Genomic DNA, 25,264 nt, shown 5'->3' on the forward strand with positions numbered 1-25,264 from the left:
AACAACTCTAGTTACGGGAAGGACGTCGGGCTTACGCCATGTTCTCCAAGATCCTGATCGCCAACCGCGGGGAAATCGCGGTCCGCATTATCAAGACGTGCCGCAAGCTCGGCATTAAGACCGTCGTCGTCTATTCCGAGGCCGACGCGGACTCGATGGCTGTCGAGATGGCCGACGAGTCGGTCTTCATCGGCCCGGCGCCCGCCGCCGAAAGCTACCTGGTCGCCGACAAGATCGTCGCCGCCTGCCGCGAAACCGGCGCGGAAGCGGTCCACCCGGGCTTCGGCTTCCTGTCGGAAAACGCCGGCTTCGCCGAGCGGCTGGCCAAGGAAGGCATCGTCTTCATCGGTCCCAACCCCGGCGCCATCAAGGCGATGGGCGACAAGATCGAGTCGAAGAAGTTCGCCGCCAAGGCCGGCGTCTCGACCGTCCCCGGCCACGTCGGCGAGATCGAAGACACCGCCCACGCGATCAAGATCGCCGAGGAAATCGGCTATCCGGTGATGATCAAGGCCTCCGCCGGCGGCGGCGGCAAGGGCATCCGCGTCGCCTGGAACCGCCAGGACGTCGAGGAAGGCTTCCCGGCGGTGCGCGCCGAGGCCAAGGCCAGCTTCGGCGACGACCGGATCTTCATCGAGAAGTTCATCGAGAGCCCGCGCCACATCGAGATCCAGGTGCTCGGCGACAAGCACGGCAACGTCGTGCACCTGTTCGAGCGCGAATGCTCGATCCAACGCCGCAACCAGAAGGTCATCGAAGAAGCGCCGAGCCCGCTGCTCGATGCGAAGACCCGCGCCGAGATGGGCGCGCAGGCCGTCGCGCTGGCCAAAGCGGTCAACTACGACAGCGCCGGCACCGTCGAGTTCGTCGCCGGCCAGGACCGCAGCTTCTTCTTCCTGGAGATGAACACCCGTCTGCAGGTCGAGCATCCGGTCACCGAGATGATCACCGGCGTCGACCTGGTCGAGCAGATGATCCGTTCGGCCGCCGGCGAGAAGATGACGTTCGGCCAGGATGATCTGAAGATCGACGGCTGGGCGGTCGAAAGCCGGATCTACGCCGAAGACCCCTACCGCGGCTTCCTGCCGTCGATCGGCCGTCTGGTGCGCTACAGCCCGCCGGCCGAAGGCCCGCTGCTCGGCGGCGGCATCATCCGCAACGACGCCGGCGTCCGCGAGGGCGACGAGATCTCGATGTTCTACGACCCGATGATCTCGAAGCTGTCGACCTGGGCCCCGACCCGCGAGGCGGCGATCGACACCATGGGCCGCGCGCTCGAGGACTTCCACATTGAGGGCCTGGGCCAGAACGTGCCGTTCCTGGCCGCGGTGATGGACCAGGAGCGTTTCCGCTCGGGCAAGCTGTCGACCAACTACATCAAGGACGAGTTCCCCGAGGGCTTCCACGGCGCCGAGCCGACCAGCTTCCAGCGTGACGTGATGGCCGCGGTGGCGCTGTCGATGCACCGCACCGTGACCCGCCGCGCTGCGCCGCAGCTGCTGCGCAACGACTGGGTGGTGGTGGAGAACGGCGAGCGCCGGGCGACCCGGGTGAGCAACGGCGGCGATGAGTTCGTCGTCGAGTTCCTCGGCGAGGGCCGCAAGCTGCGGCTCACCAAGGTCGACTGGCGTCCGGGCAAGCCGGTGTTCGCCGGCGTGCTCGACGGGACGGCGTTCAGCGTCCAAGTGCAGCCGGCGGCGGAAGGCTTCAAGATCCGCCATCGTGCGGCGACCGCCCACGTCCTGGTGCTCACCGAGCGCTCGGCCGAACTGCATGAGAAGCTGCCGCCGAAGCAAGCGGCGGACACCTCGAAGATGGTGCTCTCGCCGATGCCGGGGCTGGTCGTCGCCCTCGATGTCTCCGTCGGCCGCGAAGTCCGCTCGGGCGAGCAGGTCGCGATCATCGAGGCGATGAAGATGCAGAACATCATCCGCGCCGAGCGCGACGGGGTGGTGAAGGCGGTCAACGCCAAGGCCGGCGACAGCGTCGCCGCCGACGAGGTGCTGGTCGAGTTCGCTTAACCGCGAGCGTCTGCGCTGCAATCAGCGCCGGGTCCGGGCGAGAGCCTGGGCCCGGCGTTTTGCGTTCAGGCGCGGGAGAGTTCCGGGTCGCCCGGCTCGCGTCGCGTGCGCCAGACGTTCCACGCGCCGACGACGACGATCAGGTTGGCGAGCAGGTCCCAGGTTCCCTGGATGATGGCGTAGGCCGCGTCGGTGGCGTGCACCAACATCTGCGCGCCTTCGGTCATCAGGGCGGCGACGGACAGCGAGGCGGCGAACAGCGGCCACGCCTTGTTGGTGCGCAGCGCCATGGGCACGATGATCGACAGCACCACCAGATCGATCAGCACCGCCGACGGTACGTCCCTGCCGAATCGCACCGCGCTGTGCTCGGCGAGCCCCGAGGCCGCCTGGACGGCGACGAACAGGCGCTCCTCGCGGCCGCCGAACGCGAACGCGAAGGCCAGCATCAACAGGCCGACGCCGGTTAGCAGCCATCCCGCGGTCATCGCCCGAACCCCCGCCCGGTTGTCCCTACGCAAGCTAAACATATTGCGCCAGATTCGCGCGGCAAGCTCGGCGGCCACGGCAGGCGATCGAACGCGCTGGCGAATTCGCGCCGCGTCGCGTTGACGCAAATGCGGACGGCCCGTCACAGTGCGGAACGCGACGAGAAGAACGAGACGGGGAGGGGCCATGAGCCTGCTGCGACATCATCCCGAGCGGGCCGTCGTCCGATGACCGCGCCGACGCCGCGTCCCTCGACCACGGTGCTGCTGGTCCGCGACGGCGCGGACGGGCTGGAGGTGTTGATGGTCGTCCGCAACGAGCGCGGACAATACGCCTCGGCGATGGTCTTCCCGGGCGGCGGCGTCGACGCCGAGGACGCCGACCCGGCCTGGCTCGACCTCGTCGACGGGGCCGCGGCGCTGGACGCGGACGAGCGCGCGCGGCGAATCGCCGGCTTCCGCGAACTGCACGAGGAGACCGGGATCCTGCTGCTCGAGGCGCCGCAGCGGCGGCCGCAGCCGAAGGCGGGCGAATCCTTCCTGGACCTGGTGCGGCGCTCGGGCGGTCGGCTCGACCTGTCGGCCATGCTCCCCTTCGCCCACTGGGTCACGCCGGAAGGCGCGCCCAAGCGGTTCGACACCTACTTCCGCCTCTGCTGGATGACCGCGGAGATGGAGGCGATTTCCGACGGCCGCGAGACGGTGGCGGTGGAATGGCTGCCGCCGGCCGCGGCCATCGCGCTGGGCGCGTCGGGCGAGCGCAACCTGCTGTTCCCGACCAAGTGCCAGCTCGACCTGCTGGCGCAGTCGCGCACGGTGGAGCAGGCCGTGGCCGCGGCGCGCAGCCGGCGAATCGTGCCGGTCAGCCCCACCGTCGAGCGGCGGCCGGACGGGACCGTGCTGTCGATCCCGCCGGAGAGCGGCTATCCGAATCGCGAGTTCTTCATGGCCCGGCCGCCGTCGGCCTGAGCCCGGCCTCAGCTGTGGCGGTCGAGGAACGCGAAGACCGCCGTGTTGAAGGCGTCGTTGCGGTCGCCGGCCACCATGTGGTCGGCCCCGGCGATGTCGACGAATTCGGCGTGCGGGACCAGTTCCAGGAAGTCTTTCGCCCCGTCCAGTGAGACGACGTCGCTCATCTTGCCGCGCAGCAGCAGGGCCGGGACGGCGAGTCGGCGCGCGGCGTCGCGCAGCCGGTCCATGTTCGGCAGGCCGTCGTCGTCATCGACGCGGGTCAGCATCCGCGGGTCCCAGTGCCAGTAGAGCCGGCCGTCGTCGCGCAGCCGCAGGTTCTTCATCAGGCCGCTGGAATCCTTCGGCCGCGGCCGGTGCGGCAGGAAGCCGGCGACGGCGTCGGCGGCTTCCTCAAGGCTGGCGAAGCCGTCCGGCGCGCTCTGCATGAAGTCCTGGATCCGCAGCACTCCGGCCAGCTCCATCTTCGGCGCGATGTCGACCAGGGCGAGCGCGCGGAGCTTGCCGCCTTCGCCGGCGTAGCTGAGCCCGGTCATGCCGCCCAGCGAGGCGCCGACCACCGCCGGCGCCTGGTCGAGCTGGTGGACGATTCGCGCCAGGTCCTGGGCGTGGGCGTCGACCCCATAGTCGCCGTCCTCGGCCCAGCCGCTTTCGCCGTGACCGCGCAGATCGTAGCTGATCATCCGGTAGCCGCGCCGGGCGCCTTCCTTCAGCGCGCCGCCCCAGGCCCCGCGGGTCTGGCCGCCGCCGTGCAGCAGCAGCACCGGCCGCCCGTCCTGCGGGCCGGCCTCGTCCGCCACGATCTCGACGCCCGCGCCTTCGAAGCGGCGGGTGCGGGGGGCAAGCGTGGCGGTCGACATGCTTCAGGCTCTCCGAGACGGGCGTGGCGACCAATATAGGTCCGGAGTGTCCCCGATCCAGCGTGGGCGCCGCCGGCGCTGCTGATGGACTGCGCGGCGTGGTGCCCCCTCCCGGAATCGAACCGGGACGCCATACGGCTCGCGATTTTAAGTCGCGTGCGTCTACCAATTCCGCCAAGGGGGCGCGCCTTCGCAGCTTGTAGACGGCTCGCGCGGCGGCGTCAGCCCCGGCGAGGCGTCCGGCGCGTGCGCCGCGCTCCGGTCAGGCGGCGTTCCAGCCGTAGGCCACTTCCGTCAACGTGCCCTGTTCGCGATGAACGTCGCGCTGTCCGAGCAGCTTGCCGCCGAGTTGTTCGTAGAGCGAGCGGGCGGGGATGTTCTCGCGCGGCACCCACAGGGTGAAGCCGACGAGGCCGCGGTCGGCCAGGTCCTTCATCATGGTGGTCATCAGGCTGGTGCCGACGCCGCGTCGCTGATCGGTCTTGAGCACGTAGACCGCGGTGAACTCGCCGGCGTAGCCGGCGGCGCGGAAGTCCTCGTCGCGCTGCTCGCCGCAGGAGGCGTAGGCGACGACCTCGCCGTCACGTTCGGCGATGAAGGTGGTGCCGAGGAAGCCTGCGTCGCCCGAGAGCATCCGCCGCCAGACGGTCGCGCGGGCGTCGGTGGTCAGCGCGTTCAGCATCTGCTCGGACATCAGTCCGGCGTAGACTTCGCGCCAGGTGGTGTCGTGGACCTGGGCGAGCGCCTCGGCGTCGTCCATCGCGGCGCGCCGGATCGAATATTCGGGCTGCTCCACGATCGCCTCGCTATCCGCCTTGATGACCCTGGCGATTAACGCACAGGGGCAGGCTTGAGTCCAAGCGTGGCTATGATCGTACGCTGACGGTCGCCGGACGCCCCCGCGTGGGGAGCGTCCGGGCCGAATTCAGCGGGTGCGGCGATTATTGCGCCGCTTGTTCCTGCGCGTAGCCGAGCAGGCCGTTGAGCCGGTCGAGCACGGTGATGGCGGCGTCCGGCACCGCGGTGCCGGGCGTGAAGATCGCCGCCACGCCCATGTCTTCCAGGGCCTTGAAGTCCTCCGGCGGGATCACCCCGCCGACGACCACCATGATGTCCGGACGGCCGAGCTTGGCGAGCTCCGCCTTCAGCTCGGGAACCAGGGTCAGGTGGCCGGCGGCCAGCGAGCTGGCGCCCACCGCGTGGACGTTCTCCTCGACGGCCTGGGCCGCGGCCTCGGCCGGGGTCTGGAACAGGTCGCCGATGTCGACGTCGAAGCCGAGGTCGGTGAAGCCCGAGGCGATCACCTTCTGGCCGCGGTCGTGACCGTCCTGGCCCATCTTGGCGACCAGGATCTTCGGCTTGCGGCCGTCGGCGGCGACGAAGTCCTTGATCATCGCCTTGACCCGCAGGGCGGTCGGCGTGTCGCCGGAGGCGCGCAGGTAGACGCCCTTCACCGCGTCGGCGCTCGCCTTGTGCCGGTTGAACACCTTCTCCAGCGCGTCGGAGATCTCGCCGACCGAGGCCTTGGCGCGGGCGGCGTTGACCGACAGCTCCAGCAGGTTGCCGCCCCCGGCGGCGCCGTTGGTCAGGGCTTCCAGCGCCTGACGGACGGCTTCCGGGTCGCGCTCGGCGCGCAGCTTCTTCAGCTTTTCCAACTGACGCTCGCGCACCGCGCTGTTGTCGACCTTCAGCATCGGGATCACGTCGGCGACGTCGGGCTTGTAGCGGTTCACCCCGACCAGGGTCTGGGCGCCGGAATCGATCGCCGCCTGGGTGCGGGCCGAGGCTTCCTCGATCCGCCGCTTCGGCAGGCCTTCCTCGATCGCCTTGGTCATGCCGCCGAGGGCCTCGACTTCGGCGATGTGGTCAAGCGCGCGGGCGGCGAGGTCGGCGGTCAGCCGCTCGATGTAGTAGGAGCCGCCCCAGGGGTCGATGACCTTGGTCTGGCCGCTCTCCAGCTGGATGAACAGCTGGGTGTTGCGGGCGATCCGCGCCGAGAAGTCGGTCGGCAGCGCCAGGGCTTCGTCGAGCGCGTTGGTGTGCAGGCTCTGGGTCTGGCCGCTGGTGGCGGCGATCGCCTCGATCAGGGTGCGCGGGACGTTGTTGAAGACGTCGAGCGCGGCCAGGCTCCAGCCGGAAGTCTGGGTGTGGGCGCGCAGCGAGAGCGAACGGGAGTCCTTCGGGTCGAAGTTCTCCTTCATCAGCTTGGCCCACAGCAGGCGGCCGGCGCGCTGCTTGGCGATCTCCATGAAGACGTTCATGCCGGCGCACCAGAAGAACGACAGGCGCGGCGCGAACTGGTCGACGGTCATGCCGGCGGCGATGCCGGCGCGGACGTAGTCGATGCCGTCGGCGATGGTGTAGGCCAGCTCAAGGTCGAGCGTCGCGCCGGCTTCCTGCAGGTGGTAGCCGGAGATCGAGATCGAGTTGAACTTCGGCATCTCCTTCGACGTGTAGGCGAAGATGTCCGAAATGATCCGCATCGAGGGCGACGGCGGATAGATGTAGGTGTTCCGGACCAGGAACTCCTTCAGGATGTCGTTCTGGATCGTGCCCGAGAGCTTCTCGTGCGGCACGCCCTGTTCTTCACCGGCGACGATGTACAGCGCCAGGATCGGCAGGACCGCGCCGTTCATGGTCATCGACACGCTCATCTTGTCGAGCGGTATGCCGTCGAACAGCGTGCGCATGTCGAGGATCGAGTCGATGGCCACCCCGGCCATGCCGACGTCGCCCTTCACCCGCGGGTGGTCGGAGTCGTAGCCGCGGTGGGTGGCCAGGTCGAAGGCCACCGACAGGCCCATCTGACCGGCCGCCAGGTTGCGGCGGTAGAAGGCGTTGGAATCCTCGGCCGTGGAGAAGCCCGCGTACTGGCGGATGGTCCACGGGTTGGTGAGGTACATGGTCGGATAGGGACCGCGCAGGAACGGCGCGAGCCCCGGATAGGCGCCCTGCAGGTGCGGCAGGTCGAGCACGTCCTGCGGGCCGTAGGACGGCTTCACCGACAGGGCTTCCGGCGTCAGCCAGGGATCGGCGGACGGCGCGGTCGGCGCCGGCAGCTTGCTGTCGAACGGCAGGTTGGCGAAATCGGGGAAGACGCTCATTGGGCGGCCTCATAAGCTTCGGCGAGCCGGATGGGCTTCAGGGCGGGGCAGGCGCTGTCGGGACCGGGCAGGGTCGCCGACGGCGCGTCGACGGCCGTGACCGTCGGGGTCTCGACCTCGACGGGTTCTTCCTTGGTCGGCGGGAAGGCGTTGACGCCGACCAGCTTGGGCTCCGGACGGGCGGCCTTGGCGGCCTCCACGTCGCGGGCGATCAGGCCCGAGGTCAGGGCGGCGGCGAGGCCGCCGGCGGCCTCGATCTCCTGAAGCTTGGCCCAGGCGGTGCGGGCCAGCTGATCGGTCATGGCTTCGACATAGCCGGAGCCCGCGGCCGGATCGGCGACGCGGCCGACGTGGGCCTCTTCCATCAGCACCAGCTGGGTGTTGCGGCTCTGCCGGCGGCCGAAGGCGGTGGGCAGGCCGATGGCGTCGGTGAAGTTGCCCAGCACGATCGCGTCGGCGCCGCCGACCGCGGCGCCAAAGCCCGCGGCGGTGAGCCGGATCATGTTGGTCCAGGCGTCCTGGCGGGCCAGCATCCGGCGCGACGTGCGCACCTCGATGCGGGCGGTCGGGCCGGCCTCGCAGGCCACGGCGATCCGCGCCCATAGCTCGCGCGCGGCGCGCAGCTTGGCGATGGTCAGGAAGTAGTCGGCGTCGACCGCCAGCCCCAGGGTGATGCGGGCGAAGGCGTCGGCCATCGGCAGGCCGGCGCGGACCAGCGCCTTGGCGTAGGCGATGGCGGAGGCCGCGGCGAAGGCCAGCTCCTCGGCCTCGCCGCCGCCGGCCTCGTGGACCACCCGGCCGGCGGCCAGGAACAGTTCGGCGTGCGGATAGGTCTCGGCCAGGCGGACGCCGACGGTGGCGGCGCTGACCAGGTGGCTGTCGATCGGGCCCGGGCTGGCGCCGATTTCGGCGAAGGCGCTCAGCGGATCCATGTGGAAGTTGAGCTTGGCGCCGGGCGAGGCCTTGGCGACGGCGCCCAGCCAGTCGGCGGCTTTCGCGCCGAGGAAGCCGGCGTCTAGGCTGACCGGGGCGAGCTCGAGGATCATGCCCTTCAGCGCGCGGCCGAGGTCGTCAGCCGAGCCGATCGCCACGCCGGCCTGGCCGGTGGGGTCGATGCGCAGCAGGGCCGACGCGGCGCCGCCTTCCAGGTCGCCGAGGATCTCGACGTTGGCCCGGGCGGCGTCCGGATGGCTCACCAGGACCCGCAAGTCCCACGGACGCTCGGCGTTGAACGGCCGGGTCGGGAAGGCCTGCTCGCCGGGAAGATCGCCGGGCGGATACAGGGGCGCGATCGGCAGCCCCTCGACCGTCGTCTTCTCCAGGACCGAGAAGGGTTTTTCGCCAAGCGTCTTGGCGACCAGGGTGCGCCACGACTCGGCCGTGGCGGGGGGGAAATCAGCGCTGAGGCGGCTTGCATCTGCCATGCGCGCAAATGGGCCGGAGCATGGGGGTCCGTCAAGTTGGCGCCGCGCTCCCGGTGCGATCAGCGCCTGGGCGGTCTCGATTGCACCTCCGGCAGCGGCGCGCGGTGGCTTGCGCGCGCAGCTGTCGTGTGACGTGGTCGCGGCGAGATTCGCTGGAGAGAATGGCCATGGCCCTGCCGCCCGTCCTGCATGAACGCCTGCGCCTGCCGGCGATCGGCAGCCCGATGTTCATCGTCTCGGGCCCGGAGCTGGTCATCGCCCAGTGCAAGGCGGGCGTCGTCGGGTCGTTTCCGGCGCTGAACGCGCGCCCGGCCGCGCAGCTGGACGAGTGGATCTGCCAGATCATCGAGGAACTGGCGGCCTGGGATCGGGCGCATCCGGAGACGCCGGCCGCGCCGTTCGCGGTGAATCACATCTCCCACCGGACCAACGACCGGCTGGAGCACGACCTGGAGGTCACCTGCCGCCGCAAGGTTCCAGTGGTGATCACCTCGCTGGGAGCCCGGAAGGAAGTCTATGACGCGGTCCACGCCTCAGGCGGGGTGGTGCTGCACGACGTGATCAACGCCGCCCACGGGCGCGGCGCGGTCGAGAAGGGCGCCGACGGGCTGATCGCCGTCGCCGCCGGAGCCGGCGGGCACGCCGGTTCGCTGTCGCCGTTCGCCCTGGTGCAGGAGTTGCGCGAGTTCTTCGACGGGCCGCTGGTGTTGTCGGGGGCGATCGCCAACGGCCGCTCGATCCTGGCGGCCCAGGCGATGGGCGCGGACCTCGCCTACATCGGCTCGGCCTTCATCGCGACCCGCGAGGCCCGCGCGCCGGACGCCTACAAGCAGATGATCGTCGACAGCTCCGGCGGCGACATCGTCTATTCCAACCTCTTCACCGGCGTGCACGGCAACTACCTGAAGGGCTCGGTGGCCGCCGCCGGTCTCGATCCCGAGCGTCTGCCCGAGGCCGATCCCTCGAAGATGAACTTCGCGTCGGGCGGCAACACCGCGGCCAAGGCCTGGCGCGACATCTGGGGCAGCGGGCAGGGCGTCGGCGCGATCCACGAGGTGATCGGAGCGGGCGAGCGGGTGACGCAACTCGCGGAACAGTATGCGCAAGCGAAGCGCGAACTCGAGTCGAAGTGCGCTTTGTTTAACCGCGGTGATTGAGTCCCGCGAATAGCTCCGGTTTCCTGCGCATTAGAATTTCTCGGAGCTGCGTATCAAAATCCCACTGGCCCCATGGGGGATGGGGAGCTTAGTAGCTTCGCAACACATCTGGGGGATAGATGATGGCGAAAACGATATTCCGAGCAGCGGCTCTGGCGGCCCTGTTGAGCAGCGTCGCACCGGCGGCCCTGGCGCAAGCGGTCTCGACCGCGCGCGAAGGCGCCGCCAGCGGCATCAGCCAGGAGCAGGCGCTGGCGCTGAGCGCGCGCCTCGACGCGCTGGAGCAGCAGAACAACGAGTTGCGCGACCAGGTCTCTGACCTGAAGGCGCAGGTCGGCGCTGGCGAGCAGGCGATCCGCCAGGACATCGCCGCCCAGCCGAAGGTCACGCTTTCGAACGCGCGCCCGCAGATCTCCACGCCGGACGGCGCCTTCAAGTTCGCGCTGCGCTCGGTCGTGCAGTTCGACGCCGCCGACTACGACGTAAAGCCGCTGCGGACCGACAACGACTTGGCCTCCGGAACGAATTTCCGGCGTGCGCGGTTGGGCTTCGACGGCACCGCTTTCAAGGACTGGAACTTCGCCTTGTGGGCTGAATTCGGCGGCACTGGCGGCGAGTCGGCGGTCCTCAATCAGGCCTACCTCGAATACGCCGGCTTCAAGCCGTTCGGCGCCGACACCGAGTTCCGCATCCGCGCCGGCGCTTGGGCCACGCCGGTTGGCCTGGAAGACGCCACCAGCAACACCGAGAGCCTGTTCCTCGAGCGCGCCGCCGCCGCCGAACTGGTCCGCGGCCAGGCCGCGGGCGACGGCCGGACCGGCGTCGGGATCTTCGCCAACGGTCAACGCTGGTACGGCTCGGCGGTGTGGACCGGCAAGACGGTCGGCGTGCCGGCCACGCCGGAGTACGATCAGCAGTCCGGCTACATCCTGCGCGCCGCGATCAATCCGTTCCGCGGGCAGGACTACGACGTCCACCTGGGCGGCACGATCACCGGCGTCCTCTCGGCGGCCGACACCGCCGCCGGCCCGGCGGAGAGCCAGGTCCTGCGCCTGCGCGAGCGGCCGGAAGTGCGGGTCGACGGCACGCGGCTGGTCGACACCGGCAATATCAACGCCAAGAGCCTGACGACTTACGGCGTGGAAGCCGGCGCCAGCTACAAGGCCTTCTACGTCGCCGGCGAGTGGTTCAAGTTCGACGTCAACCGCAGCAGCCTGACGGCCGCGGCCTCGCCGTTCGATCCGTCGTTCACCGGCTGGTACGTGCAGGGCGCCTACGCCCTGACCGGCGAGCGGCACATCTGGGCTGCGGCCAACGGCGGCTTCCGCGGCATCCGCCCAGACAAGGCGTTCAATCCCAAGAAGAACACCTGGGGCGCCTGGGAGCTGGCGGCGCGCTACAGCGTGCTCGACCTCAACGACGAGGACGGGGCGCCGGGTCGCGCAGCGCCGAGCGGCGGCATCCGCGGCGGCGAGCAGAAGATCACCACCGTCGGCCTCAACTGGTACCCGAACAGCGTCGTGCGGTTCCTGCTCGATTACCAGTTTGTGGACGTCAATCGCCTGAGCGCCACCGGCGGAGACCTCGGCGAGAACGTCGACATCGTCTCGTTCCGTACCCAGGTCGCATTCTAATCCTTTCGGAGACATCCTGAGATGACCGACAAACTCCTCACGCGCCGCGGCCTGATGGCGAGCGGCGGCCTGGCCGCCGCAGGCGCCGCCGCCCTGCCGCTGCTCGGCGGCGAGGCGCTGGCCGCCTCCAGCCCGACCACCCTGCTGAACGTCAGCTACGACCCGACCCGCGAGCTCTACAAGGCGATCAACACGGCCTTCGCGGCCTACTGGAAGAGCAAGACCGGCCAGGCGATCACCATCAACCAGAGCCACGGCGGCTCGGGCAAACAGGCCCGCTCGGTGATCGACGGCCTGCAGGCCGACGTCGTCACCCTGGCCCTGGGCGCAGACATCGACGAGATCGCGCAACGGGCGAAGCTGCTGCCGGCCAACTGGCAGTCGCGCCTGCCGCAGAACTCGACGCCCTACACCTCGACCCAGGTGTTCATCGTCCGCAAGGGCAACCCCTGGAAGATCAAGGACTGGCCGGACCTGATCAAGCCGGGCGTCGGCGTGATCACGCCGAACCCGAAGACCTCGGGCGGCGCGCGCTGGGGCTACCTGGCGGCCTGGGCCTATGGCCTGAAGCAGGGCGGCGAAGCCGGGGCCCGCGACTACGTCACCAAGCTGTTCAAGAACGTTCCGGTGCTCGACACCGGCGCGCGGGGCTCGACCACGACGTTCGCGCAGCGGCGCATCGGCGACGTGCTGCTGTCCTGGGAGAACGAGGCCTACCTGATCATCGACGAGTTCGGCCCGAACTTCGACATCGTCTATCCGTCGATCTCGATCCTGGCTGAGCCGCCGGTGGCGCTGGTCGACAAGAACGTCGACCGGCACAAGACCCGCACCCTGGCCGAGGGCTACCTGAACTTCCTCTACAGCCCGCTGGCGCAAGAGATCATCGCCAAGAACCACTACCGTCCGCGCAACAAGGACGTGGCGGCCAAGTACGCCAAGGAGTTCAAGCAGATCCCGCTGGTGACCATCGACGACACCTTCGGCGGCTGGAAGAAGGCGCAAGCCAAGCACTTCGCCGACGGCGGCGTGTTCGACCAGATCTACAAGCCGTGACGGACCACACCTCCAGCACGCCGTTTCCAACAGCAGGCGGGGCCAAGCGGCCCCGCCTCGCGCGTTGGCGCGAGCCGTCGATCCTGCCCGGGTTCGGCCTGTCGATCGGGGTGACGCTCGCCTACCTCGGCGCCATCGTCATCATCCCGCTCGCCGCCCTGGCCATCAAGCCCTGGGAGCTCGGCCTGTCTGGCGTCTGGGCGACGCTGACCGAGGACCGCGTCGCCGCGGCGCTCGGGCTCAGCTTCAGCCTGTCGCTCTACGCCGCGCTGCTGAACGCCGTCCTCGGCTTGCTCGTGGCCTGGGTGCTCGTGCGCTACGAGTTCCCTGGTCGTAGGCTGCTGGACGCGCTGGTCGATCTGCCGTTCGCCTTGCCGACGGCGGTCGCCGGCATCGCCCTGACCGCGCTCTATGCGCCGACCGGCCCGCTGGGCGCGCTGGCGGCGAAGGTCGGGATCAAGACCGCCTATTCGCCGCTCGGCATCTTCATCGCCCTGGTCTTCATCGGCCTGCCGTTCGTGGTCCGGGCGCTGCAGCCGGTGATGCAAGACCTCGACCGCGAGGTCGAGGAGGCGGCCCAGACGCTCGGCGCGAGCGACTGGCAGCGCGTGCGCCACGTGGTCTTCCCGGCCCTGGCGCCGGCGCTGATCAGCGGCGTGACGCTGGCCTTCGCCCGCGCCGTCGGCGAGTACGGCTCGGTGGTGTTCATCGCCGGCAACATGCCGATGAAGACCGAGATCGCGCCGCTGCTGATCGTCATCAAGCTCGAGCAGTACGACTACGCCGGCGCCGCCGCGGTGGGCCTGGCGATGGTCGCTATCTCCTTCGGTACGCTGATCCTGATCAACGCAGTTCAGTTGCTGCTCGCCGGACGAGGCCGCCGATGATCCGCGCCCCTGTCATTCGTCTGCCGGGCTACGCCCCGCTGCTGCTGCTGGGCGCGGTCGCGGTGCTGGGCGGGCTGGTGGTGCTGCCGCTTGGCGTCGTCTTCCACGACGCCTTCGCCAAGGGTGTCGGCGCCTTCTTCGCCGCGCTCAAGGAGCCGGACGCGCTGGCGGCGATCCGCCTGACGCTGCTGGTGGCGGCGATCGCCGTGCCGTTGAATGCGGTCTTCGGCGTCGCCGCGGCCTGGGCGATCGCCAAGTTCGAGTTCAAGGGCAAGGCGCTGTTGCTGACCCTGATCGACCTGCCGTTCTCGATCTCGCCGGTGGTGTCCGGCCTGGTCTGGGTGCTGCTGTTCGGCGCCCAGGGCTTCTTCGGCGACTGGCTGCTCGAGAACGACGTTAAGATCATCTTCGCCCTGCCGGGGCTGGTCCTGGCCACGGTGCTGGTCACCTTCCCCTTCGTCGCCCGCGAGCTGATCCCGCTGATGCAGGACCAGGGCTCGGACGAGGAGGCGGCGGCGCTGACGCTCGGCGCTGGCGGCTTCACCACCTTCTGGAAGATCACCCTACCCAACATCCGCTGGGCGCTGCTGTACGGCGTCCTACTCTGCAACGCGCGCGCCATGGGGGAGTTCGGCGCGGTCTCAGTCGTCTCCGGCCATATCCGCGGTGAAACGACGACGCTCCCCCTGCACGTGGAGGTGCTCTACAATGACTACGACTTCGTCGGTGCTTTCGCGGCAGCCTCAATCCTCGCCTCGCTCGGCCTCGTCACCCTGGTCCTCAAGACCGTCCTCGAATGGCGACACGCAGGTGAACTTGCAGCTAGCCGCCGACACTGACGCCGTCTCCCGCTCGCTGGAAATCCGTGGGATCTCAAAGGCCTACGGCCGCTTCCCGGCGCTGAAGAACGTGTCGCTGCACGCCCGCGACAAGGAGTTCCTGGCGCTGCTGGGGCCCTCCGGCTCGGGCAAGACCACGCTGCTGCGGGTGCTGGCCGGCCTGGAGACCCCTGACCAAGGCGAAGTGCGCTTTGACGACGAGGACTTCCTGGCGCTGCCGGTGCGCCGCCGCCGGGTGGGCATGGTGTTCCAGCACTACGCCCTGTTCCGCCATATGACCGTGGCGCAGAACATCGCCTTCGGCCTGAGCGTGCGGCCGCGGAGCGAGCGGCCGGCGAAGTCGGAGGTCGCCGACCGCGTCCAGCACCTGCTGTCGCTGGTGCAGCTCGACGGGTTGGACAAGCGCTTCCCGGCGCAGCTCTCCGGCGGCCAGCGCCAGCGCGTGGCGCTGGCCCGCGCGCTGGCCATCGAGCCGCGCATGCTGCTGCTCGACGAGCCGTTCGGCGCGCTCGACGCCCAGGTCCGTCGCGACCTGCGCCGCTGGCTGCGCGAGCTGCACGACCGGGCGGGCGTGACCACGGTGTTCGTCACCCACGACCAGGAAGAGGCGCTGGACCTCGCCGACCGGGTGGCGATCCTGAAGGACGGCGAGCTCGTCCAGCTGGGCGCGCCGAGCGAGCTCTACGAGGCGCCGGCCAATCCGTTCGTCTACGACTTCCTCGGCCCGGCCTGCCGGTTGCCCGGGGTGGTCGCCGACGGCCGGCTGCAGGTCGCCGACTGGGAGACCGCCGCGCCGGAAGGGGCGCCGCAGGGCGCGGTCGATGTTTTCTTCCGTCCGGACGAGGTGGCTTTCGCGCCGCACGACGGCGCCGGCCTGGTCGCGGAGGTGCGCGCCGCCACTGCGCGCGGCCCGAAGATGCGCATCGACTGCACCATCGAGGGCCGCCACATGGAGCTTGAGGTCCACAGTCGCGACGCGCCCGCCGGCGTGACCGCCGGCCTGCCGGTGCGGGTCAAGCCGCTGCGGCCGCGGGTCTACGCGGCGGGGTAGGGGGAACAGGGCGCCAGTCCTTCCCTCCGCGGGTTTTTGGTCAGCCGGGATTGGCCGCCAGCCAGCGGTCGATCTCGGCCAGGCCGCGGTCGGCGAAGTCGCGGCGGTTGCGGATCTCGGTGGCCGCCTTGCGGACCTCGCTGCGGCTCGAGGCCGGGACCGTGTCGGCGAAGGCGTCGAGCTTCTTCAGCATCGCCTTGTCGCGCGACCCGCGGGCGAGGTTGGCGATGAAGGTCGTGCGGCTGGTCGGCTCCAGCAACGCCTCCACCTCGGCGCGATGGGCCACGGCGAAGTCGAAGGCCTTGTCCGGGTGCAGCACGGCGACGGCGGCGATGATCGCCGGGGCGGTGGTCGGCGGCGGCTCGCCGCTGAGCGCCAGGGCCAGCGCCCGGTCGGCCAGCGCCGGATCCTTGGCCGAGCCGAGCAGGCGGTAGAAGCGGGCGCGCTCGCTGCTAGGGCCGGCCGTGCGGGCCAGGGTGTGCAACTGCTCCCAGGTGGCCGGATCGGCGTGCCGCGCGGCGGCGGCCTGGACGGTCTGCGCCAGTGCGCCGGCCTGCTTGTCGGGTTGGCCCGCCGAGGCCTGGAAGCGCCGCAGCGCCTCGGCGCGCACGCCGGGGTCGTTGAAATCGCTCAGCGCCCGCACCAGGGCGTCGCGCAGGGCGGGCGTGTTGTCGCCTTCGCCGGGGCGCGGGTCCCAGCCGATGCGCGCCAGCACCGGCGCCAGGCGGGCGCTCGCATAGGCGCGATAGGCCGCGCCGTCGGTTGCCGGATAGGCGCGGCCGAGCGCGGTGAGCTCGTTGGCCAGCCCTGTCAGCACCACCGGTTCCTCGGCCTGTGCGGCGGTCTTCGCCAGCCCCAGGAAGTCGCCGAGCGGCGAGAGCCCGCTCTCGCCCAGCGCCCGGGAGTCGTAGAGCAGGCCGAGCTGGTCGGCGGATTCGAGGTTCAGGTAGCCCGGCGCCAGCCGGGTCCACAGCTCGGGCGCGTAGCGGGTGCGGAAGTAGCCGGTCTGGCCGGCGTTGACGACCGCCGCGGCCCCCGGGGCAAGCGCGACGCGCTCCGGCCGCGGACTGCTGACCAGGCCGACCCAGGTCTTGTCGGTCGCCGGCGCGGCGACCCGCACCGGCGTCAGCCAGGTCCCGCCGCGCAGAAGGGCGCCGCCGAACCGCGACTGGGTGAGGCGGACGCCGCCGGGCGCGGCCTCGGCGCGGATCAACGGCACGCCGCTCTGTAAGGTGAAGTCATGGGCCACCCGCGTCACCGGCCGCGGCGCGACGCGCTCCATTTCCGCCCACAGCTGGTCGGTGGTGGTGTTGCCGTAGGCGTGGCGGGCGATGTAGGCGCGGATGCCGGCGCGGAAGGCGTCCTCGCCGACGAACTGCTCCAGCATCCGCACGACGGCCTGACCCTTCTGGTAGGTGATCGCGTCGAAGGCGCTCGAGGCGGCGAAGACGTCGCGGACCGGGGTGATCACCGGATGGCTTCCGGCCCCGGCGTCGAGCCGCATGGCCCGCTCGCGGTTGGCCATCTCCTGCAGCGACATCTTCCATTCTGGGTGGAAGTGGTCGGCGGCCTTGCTCTCCATCCACGAGGTGAAGCCCTCGTTGAGCCACAGGTCGTCCCACCAGGCCATGGTGACGAGGTTACCGAACCACTGGTGCGCCATCTCGTGGGCGACGATGGTAAAGACCCGTTGCCGCTCGGCCGGGCTGGCGGCCGGCTCGAGCAGCAGGTTGCGGTCGAAGGCGAAGATCGCCCCCCAGTTCTCCATCGCGGCGAAGAACTGGCTCTGGCCGGGCCCAGCGATGAGATCGAGCTTGGGCAGCGGATAGGGCTTGCCGAAATAGTCGTTGAACCAGGGCAGCAGCTCGGCGGCGGTGTCGAGCGCGAAGCGGCCCTTCTCCGCCTGACCGCGCAGCGCCACCACGCCGAGTTCGACGTCGCCGACCTTGCGCTGGATCCGCTCGAAGTCGCCGAGCGCCAGGAACAGCAGGTAGGAGCTCATGCTCGGCGTGTCGGCGAAGGTGGTCGCGACGCGGCCGTCCGGCAGCGGCTCGACCCGCGCTGTCGGCATGTTGGACACCGCCATCTGGCCGGCGGGGGCCTCGATCGTCAGCGCGAACACCGCCTTCAGCGCCGGCTCGTCCCACATCGGCGCGAAGCGGCGTGCGTCGGAGTGTTCGAACTGGGTGAACAGCGCGCGGCTCTTGCGGCCGCCGACGTCGCCGTCGAGCGCGAACAGGCCGAACGCTTGCTGATAGATCCGCCCGGTGTAGTCGATGTCGAGGGTGTAGCGCCCCGGCGAGAGCGGCTGCGGGAAGACGAAGGCCGCGGTCTGCTCGGCCGCGTCGAGCACGACCTTCGGCGTGGCGGAGACGCCGGACAGGCTGACCTGGCCGAAGCCGAGGTCCGCGGCGTTCAGCACGATCCGATCCGTCGGCCGCGCGACGGTGACGGTGATCCGCGCGTGGCCGCGGAAGGCCAGGCGGTCCGGATCGGGCGTGATGCGGATCTCGTAGCGTTCCGGCGCGACCTCGGCCGGCAGGATCACCCGGTCGACGGACGCGGCGGCCTGCGGCGCGAGCGCGCTCCACGCCGGGGTGGCGAACGCCAGGCTCGCGGCGAGGAGCAGGGAAAGCAGCTTGTTCACCCCGGGAGGCTAGGGTGACGCTTAAGCCGTCCGCAAGCGCCTGATGGATCAGTCGGCGGCGCGGCCGCTCAATTCGGCGCCGGCGTTGCGCGGCAGGCGCACGAACCAGATCAGGGAGATGGCGGCGATCAGGCCGACGGCCAGATAGGCGGGGCTGACCGCCTGCCAGGTCAGGTGCTCGTCGCCGCGGGCGACCTGGATGAAGTGGACGAGCAGAGCAGCCAGGCCGACGCCCATGGTCTGCACCGCCTGCTGACACATCGACGAGGTGGTCGAGGCGCGCATCATCTGGTCCTGGTCGATGTCGGCGAAGGCCAGGCTGCCCAGCGCGGTGAACTGCAGGGAGCGGAAGAAGCCGCCGCCGGCCAGCAGCGCCATGATCACCCAGTGCGGCATGTCGGGGCGCAGGATCGCGTAGATTCCGAAGCTCGCGCAGGCCAGCAGGCCGTTGACGATCAGCACCGTGCGGAAGCCGAAGCGGCGCAGCACCGGCGGGGCGATGCTCTTCATCACCAGCGCGCCCGCGGAGGACAGAAAGGTCATCAGGCCGGCGGTGAAGGCGCTCATGCCAAAGCCGATCTGCAGCAGCAGCGCCAGCAGGAACGGCATGGCGCCGATGCTGATGCGCATGAAGCCGCCGCCGACCGTGGCCGCGCTGAAGGTGCGGATGCGGAACACCGCCAGGTCGATGATGGCGTCCCGGTTGCCAGCGGCGTGCCGCCAGTAGAGCAGGAAGCAGAGCGCAGCGCCGACAAACAGCGCGGCGACCTGCCAGGCCGGCAGGAAGGCGCGGCCGAGGTTCTCGAAGCCGAACATCAACGCCGCGAGGCCGACACCGGTCAGCAGGATGCCGATCCAGTCGATCGGCGAAACGGTCTGCCCCTTGAGGTCCGGCACGAAGGCCCGCACCAGCAGCACTGCGATCGCGGCGATCGGCAGGTTGATGAAGAAGATCCAGCGCCAGTCGGCGTAGGTGACGATGAAGCCGCCGAGCAGCGGCCCGAGCACCGGGCCGACCAGGGCCGGCATGGTGAACACCGACATGGCGCTGACCAGCTCGCTCTTCGGCGTCATGCGCAGCAGCACGAGCCGGGCGACCGGCGTCATCATCGCCGCGGATGCGCCTTGCGCGATGCGCCCCAGAATCAACTGGGGCAGGTCGGCGGCCAGGCCGCAGGCGGCCGAGGAGACCGCGAACAGCACCATCGAGGCCATGAAAACCCGCTTGGCGCCGAACCGGTCGGCGATCCAGCCGCTGACCGGCAGGAAGACGGCGGTGGCCAGCAGGAACATGGTGATGGCCATGTTCAGCCGCAGCGGATCCTCGTGCAGCGCCCGGGCGATGCTCGGCAGGGCGTTGGACATCACCGTGGATTCCAGCGACTGCATCATCAGCGCCGAGCCGATGATCGCCGGCACCAGCCAGCCTGGCCGGCCGCTTTGGGAGGCCGGCGGATCGGCCAGCGCCAAGCGGGGATCGATAGCCTCGTCGCTCATCCGTCGACGCTCGCCATCTTGAGGAGCGCGGCGGCGGCGGCGGCGATCTGCTCGCGTTCGACCGGGTCCAGCCGGGCGAGCCGCTTGGCCAGCCAGTCGTTCCGCTGCGCGCGGATCTGTTCGAGCTGGCGCACGCCGGCCGGGGTCAGGTTCAGGCCGCTGCGGCGGCCGTCCTCGATGTCGTCGGCGCGGGTGATCAGCCCTTCGGCTTCGAGCCGTTTGACGTGGCCGCTCATGGTCGGCTTCGCGGTCTGCTCGGCCTCGGCCAATCCGCTGACGCCGATCCCCGGATAGGCCTTCACCAGGCCCAGCACGATCGCGTCCTGGGCCGACATCCCGGCCCGTTGCGCCTCGTTGCGCAGCCGCCGCGACAGCCGCAGCAAGGCAGGGCGCAAGGCGTCGGCGAGGGCGATCACCTCGCGGGCGGCGGGAGCGGACGGGGCGGCGACGGTCATCGGTTGAGATAACTCGGATCTAGATAGTTAGGTTGCCGAACTATCTAGTATAGCGCGCGCAGCGCCGCAAGGGGTGTCGCTCTACCTCCCCCATCGCGCAGCGATGGCGGGAGGGGGACCGCCCGCCGCAGAGCGGGCGGTGGAGGGGGCACGCGGCGCCTGCGGCCTTTCCGCGGGATCCGTAGAAGATCGGTTGTCGGCGAAGCGACGAGTCTGAGCTGGGGGCTTGCCCCCTCCACCACGCGCTCTGCGGCGCGTGGTCCCCCTCCCACCGCTTCGCGGGGGAGGTAGGAGGTTGGCGAAAGACGAGGGGACGAGCGGATAAGGTGCGGGGTTCTCAGCGCTTGCCCGTGTCGTCCGCCGGCCGTGCATCCCAGACCGACGGTCCATCCGGCCCGTCCGGGGCGACCAGCACGTCCTCGACCGGCGGCGAGTCGGCGAGCGCGAGGTGGCCGGCCGGATCTTCGACCGGCGGCCCGGCGGGGCGAACTAGGTGCCAGGCCACGACCAGCTGATTGGGATCGGGCTCGAAGTGCACCTCGTCATGGCGGTCGCCGGTCGCGACCTCGACTTGCGTCGGCGCGGTCGTGGGGGTTTTCGCGTTCATGCTGGCCTCCGCCCGGAGAAGCGGGCGGCGGCGAGGGCGGTTCCGCAGACTCTACGGGGTCCGCGCCCCCTGCAGCAGCTCGTCGCGCATCAGCGCCGGGGCGACCGGCCCCTGGCGCATGTAGCGTTCATGGAAGTCCTTCGGCTGGTAGGCCGCCCCGCGCGCAGCCTTGAACTCTTCGCGCAGCGCGATGATCGCCGTCTTGCCGAGGTTGTAGGTGATCGCCTGGGTCGGCCACTTCGAATAGCGGTAGATGGCCTTCTCGGCCCGCTCGGCCACGGCGCGGGCGGCGGGATCGCTGGCGGCGCGCGCCCGGGCGTTCGGCATGAAGTCGACGTTGGCGGTGAAGTAGTCGACCGCCTCGTCGTAGCTCATGCGGCCGGTGTGCATGCCGACGTCGACCACCACCCGCACCGCCCGCAGCAGTTGGCCCTGCAGTTCGTAGAGGTGCTCGGCGGCGCTGTAGAAGCCGTGCGGCCGGCCGGGGACGGGCTCGGCCATCAGCTCCTCGGCGTAGAGGCCCCAGCCCTCGGTCGCCAGCGAGTCGCCCCACATCGACGCCGAATCCTCGACCGCGCCGGGGGTGAACCAGCGGACGTTGCTGATCCCGGCCGCATGCTCGGTCATATACTTGTAGTGCCAGTCGTGGCCGGGAAAGCCCTCGTGCACGGCGGTGTCGGCGACCGAGGCGCGGTTGTTTTCGCGCAGCGCCGCGGGATCGTCGCCGGTCGGCGTCAGGTAGAAGCGGCCGACGCCCGCGTTCTTGAACGGCGGGGCCGGATAGTAGGCGGCGTCGAGCGCCGCGCGCAGCACCGGCGGGGTGGGCACGACGTCGAGCCGATAGCTGGCCGGCACGTCGAACAGCTTCTGCTCGCGGCCGTACTGCACCGCCCGGCGGCCGGTCTCCACGTACCAGGCGAGCAGTTCGGCGTCGGATTTCGGCGAGTCGCCGCTGAGGTGCTCCATCACCTTGCGCACCGAGGCGTTCTTCTCGGCCGTGGTCCCGAACGGCAGGCCGAGGCCGGCCTCGGCCGCGACCTCCTGGGCGACCTTGTAGATTTGCCCCTGGTAGAAGGCCGTCTGCTGCTGGCCGTAGGCGAACAGCTCGGCGGTGCTGCGGGCCTCCCGCAGGTTGTTGCGCAGTCGCCAGGCGTACTCGGCCTCGCCGGCGGCGTAGCGGTCCTGGCGGTCGGCCGCCGGATAGGTCGCGCGCACGCCCTCGGCGAACGCCCGGAAGGCGCGCGCCGCCTCGGCGCCGGCGGCGGATAGTTCGGCCGTCAGCATCGCCTTCGAGGGCCGGTCGCCAAGATAGCTCTGGACCTGCTCTAGCAGCGGCTTCTCGAAGTAGTTGGCCGCGTCGCGGGCTCCGGCGACGCCCTCGCGCTCGACCATCCGCCAATCCGGGCGATTGCCCGAGGCGGCCCCGGCCTTGAGGTTGGCCAGCGCGACCTCCAGGAAGGCCGGTACGGCGCGCACGCGCTCCGCCACCAGGGCCCATTCGGCGTCGGTCCCGAGCTGGCCGCCGGGAAGCTCGGTCATCTGCTGGATCTGCCAGTCCACGCCGCGGAACGGCTCGGCGACGTAGCTGTCGATCGCCCGTTCCTGATACCGGCGCTCCAGCTGGTGCAGCATGAAGGCGATCTGCGCCCGCATCAGGTGCTGGTCGACGCGCTCGGGGCCGGAGAGCGTCTGCGGGGCGATCGCCTGGTCCGCCGCCAGGATCCGCCGGTAGAACGCCGCCTCCTGGGCCAGGGCCTCGGGGCGATAGTCGCGCAGGGCGCCGTTGATGCGCGCCAGCGCCGGGTTGTAGCCGTCGCCGCCCAGGTAGGTCGCGGTCACCGGATTGCGGCGCATCGCCTCCAGGAAATAGCGGTCGCGCAGCTGGGCGAACGCGCTCGGCGCCGGGGCCGGGCCGGCCGCCGCGCCGCGGGCCAGCGCGCCGAAGGCGATCGCGGCGCAGCCGCTCTGAAGGAGGTGGCGTCGGTGCATCGGGCGTCCTGGGTTGCGGGTACAGCGCAGCTCAACGTGCGACATCTGCGCCCGTCGGTCGCCGGCGGCAAGGCGTCAACTGTCGCATCTCGGGTGCGCCGCGGCGCATCGTTCCGGGGCCGAAGATCGCGCCGCTACCGCCGGCGTTGAGAGCGACTCGCAGGGAGCGGTTGCGGGGAACGCGAGCCGGCCGGAAGTGTTTGAAGGGGCTCGAAACTTCAGGATGCAACCTCATGGCTACCGCCCAAACCCGGACGACCTCCGGCCGCCCCACCGCGCGCAAGACCCGCGGCACCGCGCGGCGTGATCCACTGGCGATCTCGCTGCTGAAGAAGGACCACCGCCAGGTCGAAGAATGGTTCGACGAGTTCGAGCAACTGGACGCTGACGCCGAGAAGCTCGAGCTGTTCCGCAAGATCGCGCTCGCGCTGAAGGTCCACACGCAGATCGAGGAAGAGATCTTCTATCCCGAGGAGCGCGGCGAGGTGGACGACGACATCCTCGACGAGGCCTACGTCGAGCACGCCGGCGCCAAGCGGCTGATCGCCGAGATCGAGGCGATGAAGCCGGACGAAGACCTATACGACGCCAAGGTCAAGGTGCTCAGCGAGTACATCAAGCACCACGTCAAGGAGGAGGAGCAGCCCGGCGGCATGTTCGCCCAGGCCAAGAAGGGCGACGACGACCTCGACGCGATGGGCGAGCGCCTGCAGGCGCGCAAGGCCGAGCTGATGGCCAAGCTCGGCGGACGCAAGCATTAGGCGGGCGCGGCCCCGGCGCGGCGTAGCCGCTCAGAGTTCACCGCGCCGGTCGGCCGCCGATTGCGTCGCCCACCGCATGTCACCACCTTGGCCGTAGGGCTGATACGCCCCTGGCACCCGTGGTTCCCCGACTTCAGCCGCCGCACCGAGACGCCGCAAACCTAGGCGGCGGGGAAGAAGGCTCCCCCGCCGCGCGGGGGAGCCTTTTGCGTCAGAGGACGCCGAGCATCTCGGCGACCAGCGGGTGGCGGACGATGTCGCGGTCGGCCAGGCGGACGACGGCGATGTTGCTCACCGCCTCGAACTTCTCGGCGACCGGACCGAGGCCGGAGAGCTCGGGCAGCAGGTCCGACTGGTTGGGGTCGCCGGTGACGACCATGGTCGAGTGCCAGCCGAGCCGGGTCAGCAGCATCTTCAGCTGCCCGTAGGTGCAGTTCTGTGCTTCGTCGATCACCACGAAGGCGTTGTTCAGGGTGCGGCCGCGCATGAAGCCGACCGGCGCGATCTCGATCGCGCCTTCGGCCATCAGCGCCCGGACCCGCTTCATCGACAGCCGGTCGGACAGGGCGTCGTAGAGCGGCCGCAGGTAGGGGGCGAGCTTGTCCTCCATCTCGCCGGGCAGGAAGCCGATGGATTCGCCGGCCTCGACGGCCGGGCGCGACAGCACGATGCGGCCGACCCGGCCGCTCTCCAGCGCCTCGACCGCCTTGGCGATCGCCAGGTAGGTCTTGCCGGTGCCGGCCGGACCCAGGGCGAGCACCAGATTCTTTTCGTCGATCGCCTTCATCAGCTCTTCCTGGCCGGGCGACTTGGCCTTGATGGTCTTCAGGTAGCCCTGGTCGCGATCGTCGTTGTGATGGGCCAGCGGCGACCAGCTGCGCTCCAGCGGCAAGCGGCGGATCTTGTCATCACCCTCGAACTGACCGGCATCGAACGTACCTTCGCGCAGCTGTCGCTTCATGGCTCGCTTGCTCATCAAGGCCTCCGTGGGGGCATGAAAAAAGGGCGTCTCCCTGCGGGAGCGCCCTTCGACGGGTCAGTGTAGAAACGGGAGCGGCGTCGTGCCGGGCCAAGTGGCCCGCCGGGCTGATTGCGATGGGACGTCTCCGCCCCAAGGTTGGACCTGCTCAGCGCCATCAAACTCCGCCCAGCGCTTGACGCGGACCGGATCCCCGACCCGCGGGGGCGAGCGAGAAGGCCTTCGCCTGCTCGAATCGCCCGACTAGAATGATCCTATCGTGCTTTCGGGTCCGTTAAATACGCTTGTTGCGATAGTTCAGGGGATAATTGATGCCTATCTATAGTTTGGGAAATGTGACGCCTGAGCTACCAAACGATGACGAATATTGGATCGCACCGAACGCCGCCGTGATGGGGCGGGTGATTCTCAAGAAGAACGCCTCGATCTGGTGGGGTTGCACGGTGCGCGGCGACAACGATCCAATCATCATCGGCGAGAACAGCAACATCCAGGACGGCTCTGTGCTTCACACCGATATGGGCGCGCCGCTAGTCATCGGGGCCAATGTGACGGTCGGCCACATGGCGATGCTGCACGGCTGCGCTGTCGGCGACGGCTCGTTGATCGGAATTGGGGCAGTCGTGCTGAACGGCGCGAAGATCGGCAGGAACTGCTTGATCGGCGCCAAGGCGCTGATTCCGGAGGGCAAGGTGATCCCGGACAACTCCCTGGTGATCGGCGCGCCGGGCAAGGTGGTGCGCGAGGTCTCCGCGGCGCAGCTCGAGACCCTGGCCCACAGCGCCGCCGGCTATGTCGCCAACTGGAAGCGCTTCAAGGCCGAGCTGAAGCCGGTCTGA

21 protein-coding genes and 1 tRNA gene are annotated in these 25,264 nt (G+C 69.9%); 10 read left to right on the plus strand and 12 right to left on the minus strand.

Annotated elements, in window-relative coordinates; translation table 11 throughout:
• The first annotated feature begins 38 nt into the window (after positions 1–38).
• Complete coding sequence (locus tag ACSQ14_RS06380; RefSeq protein ID WP_436010867.1) at positions 39–2,021, plus strand: acetyl-CoA carboxylase biotin carboxylase subunit; 1,983 nt, start codon at positions 39–41, stop codon at positions 2,019–2,021.
• Positions 2,022–2,086: 65 nt separating this feature from the next.
• On the opposite strand, the gene ACSQ14_RS06385 is transcribed toward ACSQ14_RS06380, so the two are convergent.
• The gene (locus ACSQ14_RS06385; protein WP_436010869.1) at positions 2,087–2,587 is read right to left on the minus strand and encodes a hypothetical protein; all 501 of its coding nucleotides are present in this window, start codon (positions 2,585–2,587) and stop codon (positions 2,087–2,089) included.
• 150 nt (positions 2,588–2,737) lie between these two features.
• Here ACSQ14_RS06385 and ACSQ14_RS06390 point away from each other — a divergent pair, with 150 nt between their 5' ends.
• On the plus strand, positions 2,738–3,478 hold the full coding sequence (locus ACSQ14_RS06390) for an NUDIX hydrolase (RefSeq protein WP_436010871.1): 741 nt from the start codon (positions 2,738–2,740) through the stop codon (positions 3,476–3,478).
• Between the two features lie 8 nt (positions 3,479–3,486).
• Here ACSQ14_RS06390 and ACSQ14_RS06395 read toward each other — a convergent pair whose 3' ends face one another.
• From ACSQ14_RS06395 to ACSQ14_RS06415, 5 genes are all read right to left on the minus strand, one after another.
• A complete protein-coding gene (locus ACSQ14_RS06395) occupies positions 3,487–4,338 on the minus strand; it encodes an alpha/beta fold hydrolase (protein WP_436010873.1) in 852 nt (283 codons plus the stop codon).
• A gap of 99 nt (positions 4,339–4,437) precedes the next feature.
• Positions 4,438–4,522: transfer RNA gene (locus tag ACSQ14_RS06400), tRNA-Leu, on the minus strand.
• Between the two features lie 78 nt (positions 4,523–4,600).
• The gene (locus ACSQ14_RS06405) at positions 4,601–5,134 is read right to left on the minus strand and encodes an N-acetyltransferase family protein (RefSeq protein ID WP_436010875.1); all 534 of its coding nucleotides are present in this window, start codon (positions 5,132–5,134) and stop codon (positions 4,601–4,603) included.
• 145 nt (positions 5,135–5,279) lie between these two features.
• On the minus strand, positions 5,280–7,442 hold the full coding sequence (gene scpA / locus ACSQ14_RS06410; RefSeq protein ID WP_436010877.1) for a methylmalonyl-CoA mutase: 2,163 nt from the start codon (positions 7,440–7,442) through the stop codon (positions 5,280–5,282).
• On the minus strand, positions 7,439–8,866 hold the full coding sequence (locus ACSQ14_RS06415; protein WP_436010879.1) for a methylmalonyl-CoA mutase family protein: 1,428 nt from the start codon (positions 8,864–8,866) through the stop codon (positions 7,439–7,441). Before ACSQ14_RS06415 ends, scpA begins: the two co-directional genes overlap by 4 nt.
• A gap of 167 nt (positions 8,867–9,033) precedes the next feature.
• On the opposite strand from ACSQ14_RS06415, the gene ACSQ14_RS06420 reads away from it, so the two are divergent.
• The 6 genes from ACSQ14_RS06420 to ACSQ14_RS06445 all read left to right on the plus strand — a co-directional run bounded on the left by ACSQ14_RS06420 (position 9,034) and on the right by ACSQ14_RS06445 (position 15,490).
• Positions 9,034–10,023 carry an NAD(P)H-dependent flavin oxidoreductase gene (locus ACSQ14_RS06420; protein ID WP_436010881.1) on the plus strand — a complete coding sequence of 330 codons (990 nt, stop codon included), beginning with the start codon at positions 9,034–9,036 and terminating at the stop codon, positions 10,021–10,023.
• Positions 10,024–10,187: 164 nt separating this feature from the next.
• A complete protein-coding gene (locus tag ACSQ14_RS06425) occupies positions 10,188–11,657 on the plus strand; it encodes an OprO/OprP family phosphate-selective porin (RefSeq protein WP_436010883.1) in 1,470 nt (489 codons plus the stop codon).
• Between the two features lie 21 nt (positions 11,658–11,678).
• Positions 11,679–12,713 (plus strand): sulfate ABC transporter substrate-binding protein, encoded by a 1,035-nt coding sequence (locus ACSQ14_RS06430; protein WP_436010885.1) that lies wholly within the window; start codon positions 11,679–11,681, stop codon positions 12,711–12,713.
• Positions 12,710–13,600 (plus strand): sulfate ABC transporter permease subunit CysT, encoded by an 891-nt coding sequence (cysT, locus tag ACSQ14_RS06435; protein WP_436010887.1) that lies wholly within the window; start codon positions 12,710–12,712, stop codon positions 13,598–13,600. Before ACSQ14_RS06430 ends, cysT begins: the two co-directional genes overlap by 4 nt.
• On the plus strand, positions 13,597–14,439 hold the full coding sequence (cysW, locus tag ACSQ14_RS06440; protein ID WP_436010889.1) for a sulfate ABC transporter permease subunit CysW: 843 nt from the start codon (positions 13,597–13,599) through the stop codon (positions 14,437–14,439). Before cysT ends, cysW begins: the two co-directional genes overlap by 4 nt.
• Positions 14,417–15,490, plus strand: coding sequence for a sulfate/molybdate ABC transporter ATP-binding protein (locus ACSQ14_RS06445; RefSeq protein ID WP_436015375.1), 1,074 nt, complete (start codon positions 14,417–14,419; stop codon positions 15,488–15,490). The genes cysW and ACSQ14_RS06445 overlap by 23 nt, the downstream gene beginning before the upstream one ends.
• 40 nt (positions 15,491–15,530) lie before the next feature.
• Here the strand turns inward: ACSQ14_RS06445 and ACSQ14_RS06450 are convergent, their stop codons facing one another.
• The 5 genes from ACSQ14_RS06450 to ACSQ14_RS06470 form a co-directional block, all read right to left on the minus strand.
• The gene (locus tag ACSQ14_RS06450; protein ID WP_436010891.1) at positions 15,531–18,137 is read right to left on the minus strand and encodes a M1 family metallopeptidase; all 2,607 of its coding nucleotides are present in this window, start codon (positions 18,135–18,137) and stop codon (positions 15,531–15,533) included.
• A gap of 48 nt (positions 18,138–18,185) precedes the next feature.
• Positions 18,186–19,634, minus strand: a complete 1,449-nt coding sequence (locus ACSQ14_RS06455; RefSeq protein ID WP_436010893.1) for an MFS transporter — start codon at positions 19,632–19,634, stop codon at positions 18,186–18,188.
• Complete coding sequence (locus tag ACSQ14_RS06460) at positions 19,631–20,089, minus strand: MarR family winged helix-turn-helix transcriptional regulator (protein WP_436010895.1); 459 nt, start codon at positions 20,087–20,089, stop codon at positions 19,631–19,633. Before ACSQ14_RS06460 ends, ACSQ14_RS06455 begins: the two co-directional genes overlap by 4 nt.
• A gap of 337 nt (positions 20,090–20,426) precedes the next feature.
• On the minus strand, positions 20,427–20,696 hold the full coding sequence (locus tag ACSQ14_RS06465; RefSeq protein ID WP_436010897.1) for a hypothetical protein: 270 nt from the start codon (positions 20,694–20,696) through the stop codon (positions 20,427–20,429).
• A gap of 51 nt (positions 20,697–20,747) precedes the next feature.
• The gene (locus ACSQ14_RS06470; protein WP_436010899.1) at positions 20,748–22,685 is read right to left on the minus strand and encodes a DUF885 domain-containing protein; all 1,938 of its coding nucleotides are present in this window, start codon (positions 22,683–22,685) and stop codon (positions 20,748–20,750) included.
• Positions 22,686–22,918: 233 nt separating this feature from the next.
• Between ACSQ14_RS06470 and ACSQ14_RS06475 the strand changes: the two genes are divergently transcribed.
• Positions 22,919–23,446, plus strand: coding sequence for a hemerythrin domain-containing protein (locus ACSQ14_RS06475; protein WP_436010901.1), 528 nt, complete (start codon positions 22,919–22,921; stop codon positions 23,444–23,446).
• 211 nt (positions 23,447–23,657) lie between these two features.
• Here ACSQ14_RS06475 and ACSQ14_RS06480 read toward each other — a convergent pair whose 3' ends face one another.
• Complete coding sequence (locus ACSQ14_RS06480) at positions 23,658–24,422, minus strand: PhoH family protein (protein ID WP_436010903.1); 765 nt, start codon at positions 24,420–24,422, stop codon at positions 23,658–23,660.
• A 314-nt stretch (positions 24,423–24,736) separates the two neighbouring features.
• Here ACSQ14_RS06480 and ACSQ14_RS06485 point away from each other — a divergent pair, with 314 nt between their 5' ends.
• Positions 24,737–25,264 carry a gamma carbonic anhydrase family protein gene (locus ACSQ14_RS06485; protein WP_436010905.1) on the plus strand — a complete coding sequence of 176 codons (528 nt, stop codon included), beginning with the start codon at positions 24,737–24,739 and terminating at the stop codon, positions 25,262–25,264.

This window comes from Phenylobacterium sp. LjRoot219 (genome assembly GCF_964252995.1).
Taxonomy (GTDB): domain Bacteria; phylum Pseudomonadota; class Alphaproteobacteria; order Caulobacterales; family Caulobacteraceae; genus Phenylobacterium.